General features: G+C 72.6%; 15 protein-coding genes and 2 pseudogenes. 6 read left to right on the top strand and 11 right to left on the bottom strand.

The window, feature by feature from the left end; genetic code table 11:
- Nucleotides 1-167: 167 nt before the first annotated feature.
- Nucleotides 168-773, bottom strand: coding sequence for an aromatic-ring hydroxylase C-terminal domain-containing protein (locus E6W39_RS11650; protein WP_141633483.1), 606 nt, complete (start codon nucleotides 771-773; stop codon nucleotides 168-170).
- A 709-nt stretch (nucleotides 774-1,482) separates the two neighbouring features.
- On the opposite strand from E6W39_RS11650, the pseudogene E6W39_RS41410 reads away from it, so the two are divergent.
- A pseudogene (locus E6W39_RS41410) lies at nucleotides 1,483-1,704 on the top strand (ornithine carbamoyltransferase); the annotation flags it as partial.
- Between the two features lie 27 nt (nucleotides 1,705-1,731).
- Here E6W39_RS41410 and E6W39_RS11640 read toward each other — a convergent pair.
- The 4 genes from E6W39_RS11640 to E6W39_RS11630 all read right to left on the bottom strand — a co-directional run bounded on the left by E6W39_RS11640 (nucleotide 1,732) and on the right by E6W39_RS11630 (nucleotide 3,780).
- A complete protein-coding gene (locus tag E6W39_RS11640) occupies nucleotides 1,732-2,436 on the bottom strand; it encodes a hypothetical protein (protein ID WP_141633482.1) in 705 nt (234 codons plus the stop codon).
- Nucleotides 2,437-2,455: 19 nt separating this feature from the next.
- Entirely contained in the window at nucleotides 2,456-3,166 is a 711-nt protein-coding gene (locus tag E6W39_RS11635; protein ID WP_141633481.1) for a class I SAM-dependent methyltransferase, read from the bottom strand.
- Nucleotides 3,167-3,212: 46 nt separating this feature from the next.
- Nucleotides 3,213-3,380: a hypothetical protein gene (locus tag E6W39_RS39270; protein WP_181799220.1), complete on the bottom strand. Its 168-nt coding sequence runs from the start codon at nucleotides 3,378-3,380 to the stop codon at nucleotides 3,213-3,215.
- A 211-nt stretch (nucleotides 3,381-3,591) separates the two neighbouring features.
- Nucleotides 3,592-3,780 (bottom strand): hypothetical protein, encoded by a 189-nt coding sequence (locus E6W39_RS11630; RefSeq protein WP_141633480.1) that lies wholly within the window; start codon nucleotides 3,778-3,780, stop codon nucleotides 3,592-3,594.
- Between the two features lie 46 nt (nucleotides 3,781-3,826).
- Here E6W39_RS11630 and E6W39_RS44095 point away from each other — a divergent pair, with 46 nt between their 5' ends.
- From E6W39_RS44095 to E6W39_RS11615, 3 genes are read left to right on the top strand one after another with little or no spacing between them, the layout of a single operon-like run.
- On the top strand, nucleotides 3,827-4,042 hold the full coding sequence (locus E6W39_RS44095; protein WP_220140201.1) for an alpha/beta fold hydrolase: 216 nt from the start codon (nucleotides 3,827-3,829) through the stop codon (nucleotides 4,040-4,042).
- Between the two features lie 37 nt (nucleotides 4,043-4,079).
- Nucleotides 4,080-4,535, top strand: a complete 456-nt coding sequence (locus tag E6W39_RS11620; RefSeq protein ID WP_141633479.1) for an acyl carrier protein — start codon at nucleotides 4,080-4,082, stop codon at nucleotides 4,533-4,535.
- On the top strand, nucleotides 4,441-5,247 hold the full coding sequence (locus E6W39_RS11615; RefSeq protein ID WP_181799218.1) for a zinc-binding dehydrogenase: 807 nt from the start codon (nucleotides 4,441-4,443) through the stop codon (nucleotides 5,245-5,247). Before E6W39_RS11620 ends, E6W39_RS11615 begins: the two co-directional genes overlap by 95 nt.
- An 11-nt stretch (nucleotides 5,248-5,258) precedes the next feature.
- Here the strand turns inward: E6W39_RS11615 and E6W39_RS42900 are convergent.
- The 4 genes and pseudogenes from E6W39_RS42900 to E6W39_RS11595 all read right to left on the bottom strand — a co-directional run.
- A pseudogene (locus tag E6W39_RS42900) lies at nucleotides 5,259-5,660 on the bottom strand (hypothetical protein); the annotation flags it as partial.
- A 229-nt stretch (nucleotides 5,661-5,889) separates the two neighbouring features.
- Complete coding sequence (locus tag E6W39_RS11605; protein WP_141633476.1) at nucleotides 5,890-6,534, bottom strand: response regulator transcription factor; 645 nt, start codon at nucleotides 6,532-6,534, stop codon at nucleotides 5,890-5,892.
- On the bottom strand, nucleotides 6,525-7,898 hold the full coding sequence (locus E6W39_RS11600) for a sensor histidine kinase (RefSeq protein ID WP_220140200.1): 1,374 nt from the start codon (nucleotides 7,896-7,898) through the stop codon (nucleotides 6,525-6,527). The genes E6W39_RS11605 and E6W39_RS11600 overlap by 10 nt, the downstream gene beginning before the upstream one ends.
- 233 nt (nucleotides 7,899-8,131) lie before the next feature.
- Nucleotides 8,132-8,788 carry a serine hydrolase domain-containing protein gene (locus E6W39_RS11595; protein WP_181799217.1) on the bottom strand — a complete coding sequence of 219 codons (657 nt, stop codon included), beginning with the start codon at nucleotides 8,786-8,788 and terminating at the stop codon, nucleotides 8,132-8,134.
- Between the two features lie 98 nt (nucleotides 8,789-8,886).
- Here E6W39_RS11595 and E6W39_RS41395 point away from each other — a divergent pair, with 98 nt between their 5' ends.
- Together E6W39_RS41395 and E6W39_RS41390 are read left to right on the top strand one after the other, a co-directional pair.
- Entirely contained in the window at nucleotides 8,887-9,417 is a 531-nt protein-coding gene (locus tag E6W39_RS41395) for a hypothetical protein (protein WP_228718099.1), read from the top strand.
- Entirely contained in the window at nucleotides 9,327-9,767 is a 441-nt protein-coding gene (locus E6W39_RS41390; RefSeq protein WP_228718651.1) for a response regulator, read from the top strand. The genes E6W39_RS41395 and E6W39_RS41390 overlap by 91 nt, the downstream gene beginning before the upstream one ends.
- Nucleotides 9,768-9,828: 61 nt before the next feature.
- Here E6W39_RS41390 and E6W39_RS11585 read toward each other — a convergent pair whose 3' ends face one another.
- Together E6W39_RS11585 and E6W39_RS11580 are read right to left on the bottom strand one after the other, a co-directional pair.
- Nucleotides 9,829-10,818 carry a JmjC domain-containing protein gene (locus E6W39_RS11585; RefSeq protein WP_181799216.1) on the bottom strand — a complete coding sequence of 330 codons (990 nt, stop codon included), beginning with the start codon at nucleotides 10,816-10,818 and terminating at the stop codon, nucleotides 9,829-9,831.
- Between the two features lie 80 nt (nucleotides 10,819-10,898).
- Entirely contained in the window at nucleotides 10,899-11,822 is a 924-nt protein-coding gene (locus tag E6W39_RS11580; RefSeq protein ID WP_181799215.1) for a cytochrome P450, read from the bottom strand.
- Nucleotides 11,823-12,186 lie beyond the last annotated feature (364 nt).

The raw sequence follows: 12,186 nt of genomic DNA, 5'->3' as shown, positions 1-12,186 counted from the left end.
CGGCGGCCTGGCGGTATGGTCGGCTGCTGCCGGGTCGCCCCATGACGGGCGTCGGCTGTCGGGCGCCAGGCGGGCCGTCCACCGCCTGGCTCCCCAGCGCCTGCCCGCGGACCCGCGGAGCTGTGCCGGCCCGCAGGCAGACGCTCAGTGCCGGCTGAGCCTCCGGCTCAGCACGTCCGCCACAACGGCGCGGGCTCGGGTACAGCCGTCCCGGAACGCCAGGCCACGAAGCCGTCCGGTCGCACCAGCACTGCGCCGTCGGCCGCCACGCCGTGCAGGCCCTCCCCGTCGGCACCGGGCTCTGGCGCCAGGTCGTGCTCGGCGCCGTGGCCCACCCGCAGGCAGCTGAGCGGGACGCCCAGTCGCTGGCCGACCCGTTCCCCCGCCGCGTGCCAGGCGCCGTCCTCGGGGCCGCTGAGCAGCACCGACGTGTCCTCGTAGAGGTCCAGGGTGGACATCCGGGCCCCGGCCCGGGTGAACCACAGGTGCGGCGCGCGTCCCCCGGGCACTGCGACGGGCCGGAAGTCGAGCGGCACGGCGCCCTCCCCGGCCGGACCGCCAGCCTGCACAACCGGCACCGCGCTGGAGGCATAGCGGTAGCCCAGCACCACCGCCAGCATGCCGGGCTGCCGGCCACCGCCCGGGCCGACCGCGCCGACGTCGTAGCCGGGGTGCTTGTGCTCGACGGACCGCGCCGAGGCCCGGGCGCTGGTGGCCAGCGCCACGGGGCGGCGCCCGGCGTCGTAGGTGTCCAGCAGTGTGAGGACCGTCATGATGACGCCTCGATCCTGCTGTGAGTTCTCATGCCATCGTTGCACCTCGGCCTGCGCAGCCCGGGCAGCTGTGACTCCGATCGGACATCGCCGAGGTAACCCGCGAAAGCTCCCGTGGAAGGCCCGGAGCCGCTGCGAGTGTGTTGTCCGCATGGTGACGCAGGCGCCGAGAGTTTTTCGTACCTGCGGTAGCTGACTGTGGGTGTGGCATGTACGCTGCGCTCTGCCGGTGTGGCAACAGCCGGGATCCGAGGCTGCTCCGTGGGGAAGTGTGCATGCCGGACCGGCCTGCCCGGCCAGGGCCCGGTTGCGCTCGTGGGGGAGCGTCAGCCGGGCCGTGCGGGGTTCTTATTACGGCTGCCCGCCGCACGTCGGCATGCGGCGTGCCGTGCGTCCGTGAATGGACCGTGAGGGCGCGGCTACTCCTCCTCGAACCAAGTGGTGATGGCTCGTCCAGGGTTGCTGGGCGGTGGGGTGTGCCAGCAGAGCATGCGGGGCAGGGCGCGGAGCATGGCAAGATCGAATGGTCGGGACACGCTCCCGGCGACACGCCGCGAGGATGATCACGGTGTGCGGGCGGTGGGTAGGCCAACCTGATCCAGCGGCTCGGCTGTTGGGAGCTTGCAGCCCAGGCGAGAGGCCGCCGGCACGAGCGGAGGGCCCGGCGCGCAGCTGCCGACTGTCGGGGTTGCACAACGTGGAGCACCTGGTCTTCGCGCCCTTCCAGGTCAACGCCGAGCTGATGGCCCGCTACCCGGCGGCGGTCTTCATGCACGACCTGCCCGCCCACCGCGGCGAGGAGGTCACCGCCGTTGTGCTCGACGGCCCGTCCAGCATCGCGTTCTGGCAGGCCGGTCACAAGCTGCACAGCGCCATGGCGGTGCTCGAGTGGTGCCTGCGCGGTCGGGGCGAGCCGGCCGGCCGGGCGTGAGCGTCGCCGCCCCGGTCGCCGGTCAGGTCACCGCGGCCGGGGTGCCACGGCGGCGGAGCCGTGCGCACCGCGGGCGGCCGGCCTGCGGGCGACCCCGTCCGCGAGCAGCAGCAAGGCGGCGGTCACCAGCGCGGCCATGTGTTCGTAACCCGCCAACTCCGGGTCCACCGCCGTGGTCGCGGCCGTCAGCAGCACCACGCCCAGCGCGGTCCAGCGCGCCCCGAACCGCCAGGCGACCAGCAGGCCCAGCCCGGCCACGGCCGCCGACGGCCCGGTGTCCCGGACCTGGGCGAATGCGGCGGGCAGGTGGAGCAGGTGGCCGGGCGGCCGGGACACCCCGAAGCGCGCGTAGCAGGTGCCCACCAGCGAGCAGGTGTACCCGACGGCGAGCGTGCGCCACGGGCCGAGGGTCAGCTCGGCGGTCCCGAAGGCGAGGACCACCAGGAACACGGCGGTCCAGCAGGGCAGATGGATGGCCGGCACGAATATCGAGACCGGGAAGCGCAGCAGCGCGACGTCCCACGGCTCGGTGGCCCGGACCACGCCTATCCGGGAGACGAAGGCCGCCCCGCTCGGGAACTCGTCGACCGCCGCGAACAGCAGCACCAGGCAGCTGGAGACCACGGTGAGGGTCAGTGCGGCGGCGCCCCTGGCCCGCAGCCGGGCGCGCGCCCGGCGGTAGAGCAGGCCCCACTCGCTCTCGGCCGCGCGCCGGATGCCGGGATTGTTCACGACGGTCCTCCAGTCCCGATCAGGAGTCGATGGTGGCCGCACACCGGTCCGCGGCACCGGCGTGCGGCCGGCCGTCGGAGCCCGAGGTGCACGGCCGCAGCAGCGCGAAGTAGGCCAGGGCCGGTCCGGACTGCCGGATGACGTGCAGGCCGACGGCGTTGGCGTGCCGGGCCAGGGTCGCCGGGCGGATCTGGTGGCGGTCGAAGAACTCGCCGACGACCAGGCGACCGGTCGGCTTGAGGACCCGGCGCAGCTCGCTCAGGGCGGCGGGGACGTCCGGGATCTCGCCCAGCGCGGTGACCAGGTAGGCGGCGTCGAACGTGGCGTCGTCGAAGGGGAGTTCGCGCGCGTCGGCCAGGGTGGGGACGATGGTGTCGAGGCCGGATCCGGCGGCCCGGCGCATCACGTGGTCGAGCATCTCCTGCTGGATGTCGACGATGTCCAGCCGGCCGTCGGCGCCGAGCCGGGGCGCCACCTGGAGCGACTGCAGCCCGGTGCCGGGACCGATCTCCAGCATCCGCTCGCCCGGCAGCGGCTGGAGCTGCTCGGCCAGCCGCTCCCAGGACAGGAACGGCAGTGGCAGGTCGAGCAGTCGGTGCTGCGCGTAGGGGTACGGCGCGGAGTCGGTCACCCACCAGGCGGTGGCCGCGGCCGCGACCGAGGCGCCCGCAAGGGCCCAGATGCCGGCCTTGCCGAACGGGGCGCGCAGGGGTGAGGAGGGGTGGCGCATGGTTCTTCTCCAACCTTGGTCGTCGGCGTGGGGCGGTGGTGCCCGCTCAGTGGATGTGGATGCCGCCGTTGGAGGCGGCCACGGTGAGGGAGGCCGACGCGCCGTCGGAGTTCGGCAGGTCGATCTGCGGCGCGGAGCTGCTGCTGTGGGCGTCGATCCGGTAGCCGGTGCTCGAGGGCACCGCGAGGTCGACCGCGCCGTCGCCGGTCGTCATGGTGCACCGTCGGGCGGTGCGGCTTGAGGTATTGATCGTTCCACTCCTCGTTCTCCGGAAGGCCGGTGGCCTTCACCGGTGGTTCGCGGTGGCGCTGCGGGGCGGCGCACCTGCGCCGCCCCGCACCGACCATCTGCCCCCCAGCCAACAGCAGTTCGGCCGGGCCGGACACGTGGCCAGCCCACCGAACCGGGGTAGGGATAACCCCCTGTCAGTCCCGGCTGTTGTTGTCGGGCGGGGTGGTGGTGCCGGTGGTGTCGGCCGTGGCGGCAGCGGCCCGCGGCTGCGCGGCGGCGCTGACTCCGGATGCGATGGCGGGCGTGACGAGGGTGAGGGTGATCGCCGCCAGTGCGGCGGCGGCCGCGGCCATGAGGTTGGCCCGTCGTGCGTGGGTGTTCATGCTGCTGTTCCCCGAATCGTGTGTTGAGAGTGATCCGCAGGCCGTGGTGTGCGAGTGTCTCGGTCCTGGTTCCCAGGGCCTTGTCGTCCAGGGCACCGACCACGCCCGACTGGACGCCGAACTGCGCCAGTGGGCACGGCAGTTGCGCAGGACGATGATCCTGCCCGGCTGCGGGCACCGGACCCAGCAGGAGCGACCGGCCGAAGTCACCGCCGCACTGGCCGACTTCGCCTCCTCGCTGGACTCACCCCGGCATCCGTGATCCACCCCCCGACACCCCGTTTCGGAAGGAAACCCTCATGACCACGTCCATGGAACCGGCCCCCGAGGTCCAGCAGCTCGCCCAGTGGCTGACCGAACGGGTCGCCTACTACCTGGAGATCCCGGCCGAGCAGATCAAGCCCGACGTCAAGCTGGTCGAGTACGGCCTGGAGTCGGTCTACGCCCTCGCCCTGTGCGGCGACGTGGAGGGCGAGTTGGGCATCGAGGTCGAGCCGACCCTGGCCTGGGACTACCCCACCATCGACTCACTCGTCGCCCTGCTGATCGAGAGGACGGCCGAGGCCGCCCGACCGCGGGAGACCGCAGAGAGGAGAGCGGGCCGTGCGTGCCGCCATCACCCGAGCGGGGGTGCTCGTCGTCGAAGAAGTCCCCGATCCGGTGCCACAGTCCGGGCAGCTGCTGGTGCGCACGCTGGCCTGCGGGAGCTGCGGCTCCGACCTGCACGCCCTCGGCGACCCCGAAGCGTTCAGTGACATCATGCGCCGCACCGGCGGCACCCCGCACGACATCCGGAACGGCCTGGTGCTCGGTCACGAGTTCGCCGCCGAGATCGTCGACTACGGCCCGGACACCGTGCGGGCCCTGCCGGTCGGGAGCACCGTCTGCGGCCCGCCGATCGGCTTCGGCCCGCGGGGCGGTGGGATCGTCGGCTGCACCCCGGCATTTGCGGGCGGCTTCGGCGAGCCGTTCTCGGTCGCCGCCCGGGCGGTCCGGCGGGGCGAGCCCGGTCCGGGTTCGGTCGCCGTGGTGCTCGGCCTCGGCCCGATCGGCCTGGGCGTCGTCGCGGTGCTCAAGGCGCGCGGCCACGGCCGGGTCGTCGCGGTCGACTTCTCGCCCAAGCGGCGGGCGCTGGCCGAGCGGCTGGGTGCCGACATCCTGATCGACCCGGCCGTCGAGTCGCCCTACGACCGCTGGTCCTCGCTCGGGGTGATCCCCGGGATGCTGGACCGGACGGCCGCGGAGTACCGCGGGGTGCCGACCACCGACGTGGTGCTCTTCGAGTGTGTCGGCGCCCCCGGCATGCTCGCCCGGGGGCGCCACCGTCGTTCGCGGCACGGGCGTGCTCAGTGGACCATGATGCCGCCGCCCGTGGTCTTCACCACCACGCCGTGCGGCGCGTCCGTAGCGGTGTTCGGCAGCGAGACGCTCGGCGACGACTGGGAGGTCTGCGCGTCGACGTGGTAGGTGGCGTCGTGAGGCACCTTGAGGTCGACCCCGCCGTAGCCCGTGGTGACCTTCAGGGAGGCGGGTGCCGCCGTGAAGGAGGCGCTGACCGCGCCGTCGGTGGTGATCACCTCGGCGTTCGGGGCGCTGCTGTCGGCGAGGGTCACCGCGCCGCCCGTGCTCCGCACGGTCAGCGGGCCGGACGACTGGTCCACCTCGACCCCGCCCAGCCCGGTGGTCAGATCCAGCCGGCCGGTCAGGCCCTTCGCCTGGATGCCGGCGTCCCCGGTGCGCACCTGCGCGGCCAGGCCGGCCGGCACCGTGATCTGCAGGTGCCCCGAGCAGTCATTGGAGCAGCCGGCGGTGACCGTGACGTCCGACCCGGACCGGGTGACGGAGACCTGCGGGACATGGCCCTTGTAGCTGCCGCTCATGGCCACCGTGACCTGCGAGGAGCCGTCCTGCCTGAGCGTCACGCCGAGTCCGTCGGCCTGGACCGTCACCTGGCTGGCGCCGGCCGCGTCCTGCTGCCAGTTGCCGCTGTACGGGCGGTACGCCGGAAGCAAGGCGACCACACCCCAACCGGCCACGGCGACGACCGTGACGAGGACGACCAGCCCTATGAGGAGGCATCCGCGGCGCTTCCACGGTGTGGTGCTGATCTCAAGCTCCCAGGTAGCGCAGAACGGCGAGCACGCGGCGGTGGTCTCCCGCCTCCTGCTGCAGATCGAATTTCACGAAGATGCTGCGGATGTACTTCTCCACCGCCGCCGTGCCGATCACCAGATCGGCCGCGATCCCGGCGTTGGAACGGCCCTCCGCCATGGCCGTGAGGACCTCCCGCTCGCGCGGCGTCAGGGTGGACAGCGGATCCCGCTGCCGGCTGCCGGCCAGCAACTGCTTGACCACCTCCGGGTCGAGGACCGTCTCGCCCGCGGCGACCCGGCGCAGTGCGTCCACGAACTCATCGGCGTCCGATACCCGGTCCTTGAGCAGGTAACCGACCCCGTTGTCATTGGTTCTGACCAGGTCGATGGCGTAGCGCTCCTCGACGTAGTGGGAGAGCACCAGGACGCCGGTCTCCGGCCAGCGGGCGCGTACCGCCAGTGCGGCGCGCAGGCCCTCGTCCAGGAAGGTGGGCGGCATCCGGACGTCGGTCACACAGGCGTCCGGCCGGTGTTCGGCCACCGCGCGCAGGAGTTGCTCCCCGTCGCCGACCGCGGCGACCACCTCGATCCCCTGTTCGCTGAGCAGCAGTTCGATGCCCTGGCGCAGCAGCGCGGAGTCCTCGGCCAGCACTACCCGCATGGCAGTTCCACCTCGATCACGGTCGGTCCACCCACCGGACTGCTGAACCGGAACCGCCCGTCCACCCCGGACACCCGGTCCGCCAGACCGGTCAGACCCGTGCCGGCCGCGAGGTCGGCTCCGCCACGCCCGTCATCGCCAACCCTAACGTCCAATCGGGCGCCCTCCCGCCGGATCTCCACCCAAGCGCGGGTCGCATGAGCATGTTTGGCCACATTGGTGAGCGCCTCGGTCACCGTGAAGTAGGCGACCGCCTCGATGGCGGAGGAGGGGCGCGGCTCCACCAGGACGTCAAGGCGCACCGGCACCGGAGCCAGCGCGGCGACGGCGGAGAGCGACGCCTCCAGGCCGCGGTCGGTCAGCACCGGCGGGTGCAGGCCACGGGCCAGGTTGCGCAACTCGGCGATGGTGCTGAGGGTTTCCCGCCGGACGTCCTCGACCAGCTTGTTGGTCTCGTGGTCACCGGACTTCTTCAACCGCGAGCTGGCCCGGCCCAGGGTGATCGACATCGCCACCAGCCGTTGCTGGGCACCGTCGTGCAGGTCCCGCTCGATCCGTTTGCGCTCCGCCTCGGCGGCGTCCACCACCCTGGCTCGACTCTGCGTCAGATCGTTGACCCGCTGCTCCAGTTCCATGCCGCGGGGCCGGGAGAGCAGTGCGACGGCCAGCGCGGTGTCCAGCGCCAGCAGGAGTTTGACGATCAGTGGGGAGAGGACCGCGCCGACCAGCAGCGCCACCGCCGCGACCAGCAGCGCCCGGGGCAGGGAATCCACCAGGAACGGCCCGAGCTGGGCCTGCCCGCCGCGCAGGCCCCGGTAGTAGACCGGAAGCAGCACCAGGGTCAGCGGCACGGCCCAGATCAGCGCCACCCCGACCACGGTCACCACCGCCACCGGCATCAGCAGTACGAAGTAGCCGATCAGCCGCCAGGTGCAGAGGTTGTGGACGAGCGACTGCAGCGACTTGGCCAACCGCCACGACCAGACCGGCGCCGGCAGCTCGTCGAGCTCCAGCCCGCAGGTCACGGCGAACCGGGCGCGCTCGACGGCGGCCAGCCGGAACAGCGCCCACCCCGCCGCCACCGTGACCGGCAGGCCCACCAGGCCGGCCGGCGCCAGGCAGACGGCGACGACCAGCACGACCAGCACGGCCAGTCCCGCCAGCGCCACCAGACCGTCAAGTACCAGGTGGATCGACGCCCGCCACAGCACGGGGGAGGCCAGCGCGCGCAGCGGATTGCCCGGCACCACCTCGCGGGGTGGCCGGGCGTCCGTCCGGGCTCTGCCGGTGGCACGGCCGGCGATGTACTCGGTCAACTGCTTCAGACCCGCTCTCGTGGGCAGTGCGGGCGGCGACCAGGTCACCGTCCGCGCCTCGATCCGACAAGGGGACGGTACCCAACCCGACCACCCGTCAGCAGCGAGGAGAACCCATCAGCGTGGGTAGGGTTTACCCCCCGTCCGGCCGGTGGGTTCACGCTGCCGACCCGGCGCCGCCCGGTGCGACATCGTGGGGACATGACCGATCGACACTCGAGCGCCGCCGGCCGCCCCTGCCCGGCCGGCAGGACCGACGACATCGAGCAGTTCCTCGTGCACTACGGGGACACCATCGACGACCGGGTCGCCGAGATCGTCGCCGAGATCGTCGAAGAGGTCCTCGGCGAGCAGCTGAGGCGGTACCGGCGCGACGTTGTGCTGCCGGTCACCGTCGCGCTGCTGGCGGCCGCGGCCCTCTCGCTGGCGCTCATGTGGTGGAGCCCGTGGACAGTCCCCCTGGTGTGGGCCGCCACCTCCGTCATCTGCGTGTCGCTGTCACAGACCGCCCGGATCCCGCGCCGCTCGTAACGGGCCGCGGGCGTCCGGGCCGGAGACCGGCCGTGGAGCACGTCGAGCAGGCTCGGCACCACGCCGTGCCGGTGGTAGCCGTCGGACAGCTGCGGACGGTCGGCGAAGCCGTCCAGGTTCGACAGCAGCATCCGGGCCGCGGCGGGGTGGCCGGGCTCGGTGGGCATCCGCCACTCGGACAGGTAGCCGTTGACGTCCCGGTCCAGGTCGAGCAGCCCGTCGGAGGCCAGCCGCAGCGCCGCCACCGTGGTCACGTGCTTGCTGATCGAGCCGGCCAGGAAGGCCGTCTCCGGGGTGACCGGTTCGGAGCCCGCCGCGTCGACCGAGCCGAAGGCGCGCACCGCGACGGTCCGCCCGTCCTCGATCCAGGCGAGGCCGGCGCCCGGGATCCCGTGCTCGGCCAGCACCGCCTCGATCCCGTCGGCGGCGGCCGCACCGGCGGCCGGGGCCGCCGGTGTGACCGGCGCCGGCCGGGCGGAGCGGTCTGGCGGTCACGCCGGAGGCGGTGAACCTCCTGCGCGCACTGCACAGCGCCGCCCAGCGCACGTCCGCGTCGATGTCGAAGGCGGTCGCCCAGCTCCAGCAGCAGCTGGCCGACGCCGACCGGGAGGCGCGTCGCTCCGTGGCCCGCAAGGACGTACTGGACGAGGCCTTGGTCCAACGCAACGAGCGGATCGCCGACCTGGAGGTGCGCCTGAGCCTTCAGCCGCTCAGCCCCGGCGACACCGATGAGGCTACGATCCTGGCCGAGCGCAATCGGCTGGCCGCCGAGGTCACCCGACTCCGGACCCAGCTGACGGAGGCCCAGGCCCGGGCCGAGCTGGCCGAGGAGCGGTGCGAACTGCTGGAGCGCCAGCTCGCCCTCGTCGAGGTCCAGCGCGGCCTCGATCCCGGCGAGCAGCTCTTCACCGCGGTTGAGAGCGTTCGCCACCTCCTGCCCCCGGGATCCGGCCGAAGGTCCTGCTGGTCGACGACCAGCCCGCCAACCTGCTCGCTCTCAAGAGCGTCCTACAAGTACCGGACCAGGAGCTGGTAGCCGTCACCTCCGGCAAGGACGCCCTCAAGGAACTGCTCCAGCACGACGACTTCGCAGTCATCATCCTGGATGTCCGGATGCCGGGGATGGACGGCTACGAGACCGCCGCCCACATCAAGCGCCGCACCAAGACCCGCAACATACCGATCCTCTTCCTCACCGCGATCGGCGCTGATGCCGACTACTCGATGCGCGGCTACTCCGTGGGCGCCGTCGACTTCATCGTCAAGCCCTTCGATCCCTGGGCACTGCGCGCCAAGGTTGCGGTGTTCGTGGAGCTGTACCTGGAGCGCCGACTGCGCGCTGACCAGGACCAGCCCCTGGCGATCACTGCCCCGCCCGCGGTGTAGCGCGTCTCGCCGAGCTGCCCGTCCTCCCGGTTCCGCGCAGGACGGGCACGCCCGCCCTGCGTCAGTGCGCGCCGCGCAGCTTGCGCCAGGTGCGGCCGACGGACGCCAGCCCGGCGCGCCCGGCGCCGTCCGCCTCCCAGGTCCGGGCCGCCTCGCCGAACGTCTCCGCAGGCGCCGCGGTGGCCCGCTGCCGGGCCTGTGCGGCCCGCGCGGCGAGTCGCACCTCCGTCGGGGTGACGGTGTCAAGCCTCGCCCGGACATGGCCGAGCAGCGCGGTGCAGGCGTCGGCGATCGCGGCCTCGCCCAGCGGGCGCGCCGGGAGGTCCAGCTCTCCGGTCAGGCACTGCTCCAGGGCCGTGCGCAGGTCCTGCAGGCAGATGTCGCGGACCGTAAGCGACAGGTGCGCGGACAGCCCGGCGGCGCCCACCGCGCGGTGCGCGAAGCCGCGCGGGATGTAGAGCACGCTGCCGGGATCGAGGACGCCGTGCAGGCGCCGCGGGGAGTGCTCGTCGTCCGCGAGTTCTCCCAACTGCCAGTCAGCCACCGCAGGCGCGTCGTGGACGTACCAGGTCTTGCGTCCGGCGGCCTGGAGGACGAACACGTCGGCGTCGTCGCGGTGCGTTGCGAGGCCCTGGCCACCGGCGGGCGTGACGAAGAAGAACGCCTCCACGCGCCGGTCCAGCTCCTCGGACAGCCGCGCCACCAGATCGCCCGTCGGGCGGTGCCACTGGTTGACGCAGCGCAGCAGCAGCGTGGCCCCGGTGCGCAGCAGTGCGACGACCTTCGCGCGGTCGGCGAAGCCGTGGTGGGTGATGCCGTTGACCACGCGTGACGTGGTGTAGGCCTCGGGTGGGATGGTGACCTTGTCGGAGCGGACCATTTCCAGATAAGGGGTGCGCAGCAGCCCCGAGTCGAAGGCTGCGTCCAACTCGTCGAGGTCCAGCGGTGAGGCGGCGGCCTCCGGTGTGAAGATCGCGGGTTCGCGCTGCCACTGGTGCTCGGCGAAGCCCTTGACGTCGCCGACCCAGTCGGCCAGCGTGGGCGATTCCATGGTGTGTCCCGTGGTGTCAGGGTGTTCGGTGCTGGCGGCCGGCAGCGTCCGCCCGGCGCGAAAGGGGGCGGGGTGCCGGGTCATGCCCCGGCTTCCGCCTCGAAGCGCACGGAGAGCAGGGAGCGCAGCGGGACCTGCGCGTCCTGCTGCGGGCTGCGGATGACGAGTCGGTTGTCGAGGGCAACGGTCAGCAGCCTCTCGGCGAGCGGCACGACCAGGTGCTTGGCCCAGCAGCGAGCGCCCTCGAACCCGAACGGCATGAACGCGGGCGTCCCCTCCGGGTCCGCCACCCCGATCCACCGCTCGGGCTGGAACTCCAACGGGCCGGACCAGTAGTCCGGGTGGCGGTGCATCAGCAGCGGGAAGAGCGCGACGCGGTCCTCGGGACGGATCTCGGGGTGCAACTCGGTGTACGCCTCTCCGGTGTTGCGGAACAGCATCCACGCCGGTGGGAGCAACCGCAGCGTCTCCCAGAGGATCGCGGTGAGGTCGGCGCGGTCCGCCTCCCGATCCCGGGCGGCCGGCCCCATGAGCCACAGGGCGTTGGAGGTCAGTCCGGCCACGCCGTCGCAGAGGGTGGCCGTGGCCCGGCGGTACAGGGCGATGGCCTGCTGCCTGTCCTGGCCGCGGGAGGCGTCGCGGATCTGCTCGGCCAGCGCGGTGCCCTTGCCGTTGGCGTCGGAGCCCGGCCAGACGGTGACGGCGCGGTCGGTGAGCCGGGAGAGCGTGTCGGAGCGGGTGATGCCGCGCTTCGACAGCAGGGAGACCGGCAGGGGATCGGACGAGAAGAGCCACCGGCGCAGGTAGGAGGTGGCCGCGTAGGGCCAGGCGCCGGACAGCCCGCGCGCGGGGGGCGGCGGAGCCTGGATGCCCGCCATGACGTCCTGCCCGAGCGCGCGGATCGTCCGGGTCGCGCTGTCGTGGGGGATCTCCGCGCCGGCGGCAGGCTTGTATACGGATCGCTCGGCTGCCACAACGGGACGCGCGGCGACGATCTCGGCCATCAAATGGCTGTCGGAAATGCCGACCGTCCTCGGGTCGATCCGAAATACCTTGTCTTCTCGGGCGAGTAGCTCCTGAATCCTGGGGGCGTAGACGACGGAATGGCCGTGCGCTACTGCCGGGGCCGTTTTTTCCATGGGAATCACGCCTCCACTGGAATGGCGACAAATGCGTTCCGTGCGGCGGCGAAGGACTCCGGGTATGGCACGGGAAGGGCTGCCGTCCTGCGCCGCAGCCCAGCCCGAGGGGCGAGTCCGACGCGGTCTCGGCTGTTACATCATGGCAGGTCAAAGGGTACTTTGTGAGGCCGGTGGAGGTGGCGTCACAGCCACCTCCACCGGCCCCTGTGGCGCGTCAGATGACGTG

This window comes from Kitasatospora acidiphila, assembly GCF_006636205.1.
GTDB classification, from domain to species: Bacteria; Actinomycetota; Actinomycetes; order Streptomycetales; family Streptomycetaceae; genus Kitasatospora; species Kitasatospora acidiphila.
This window is presented reverse-complemented; position numbering and strand designations above follow the sequence as displayed.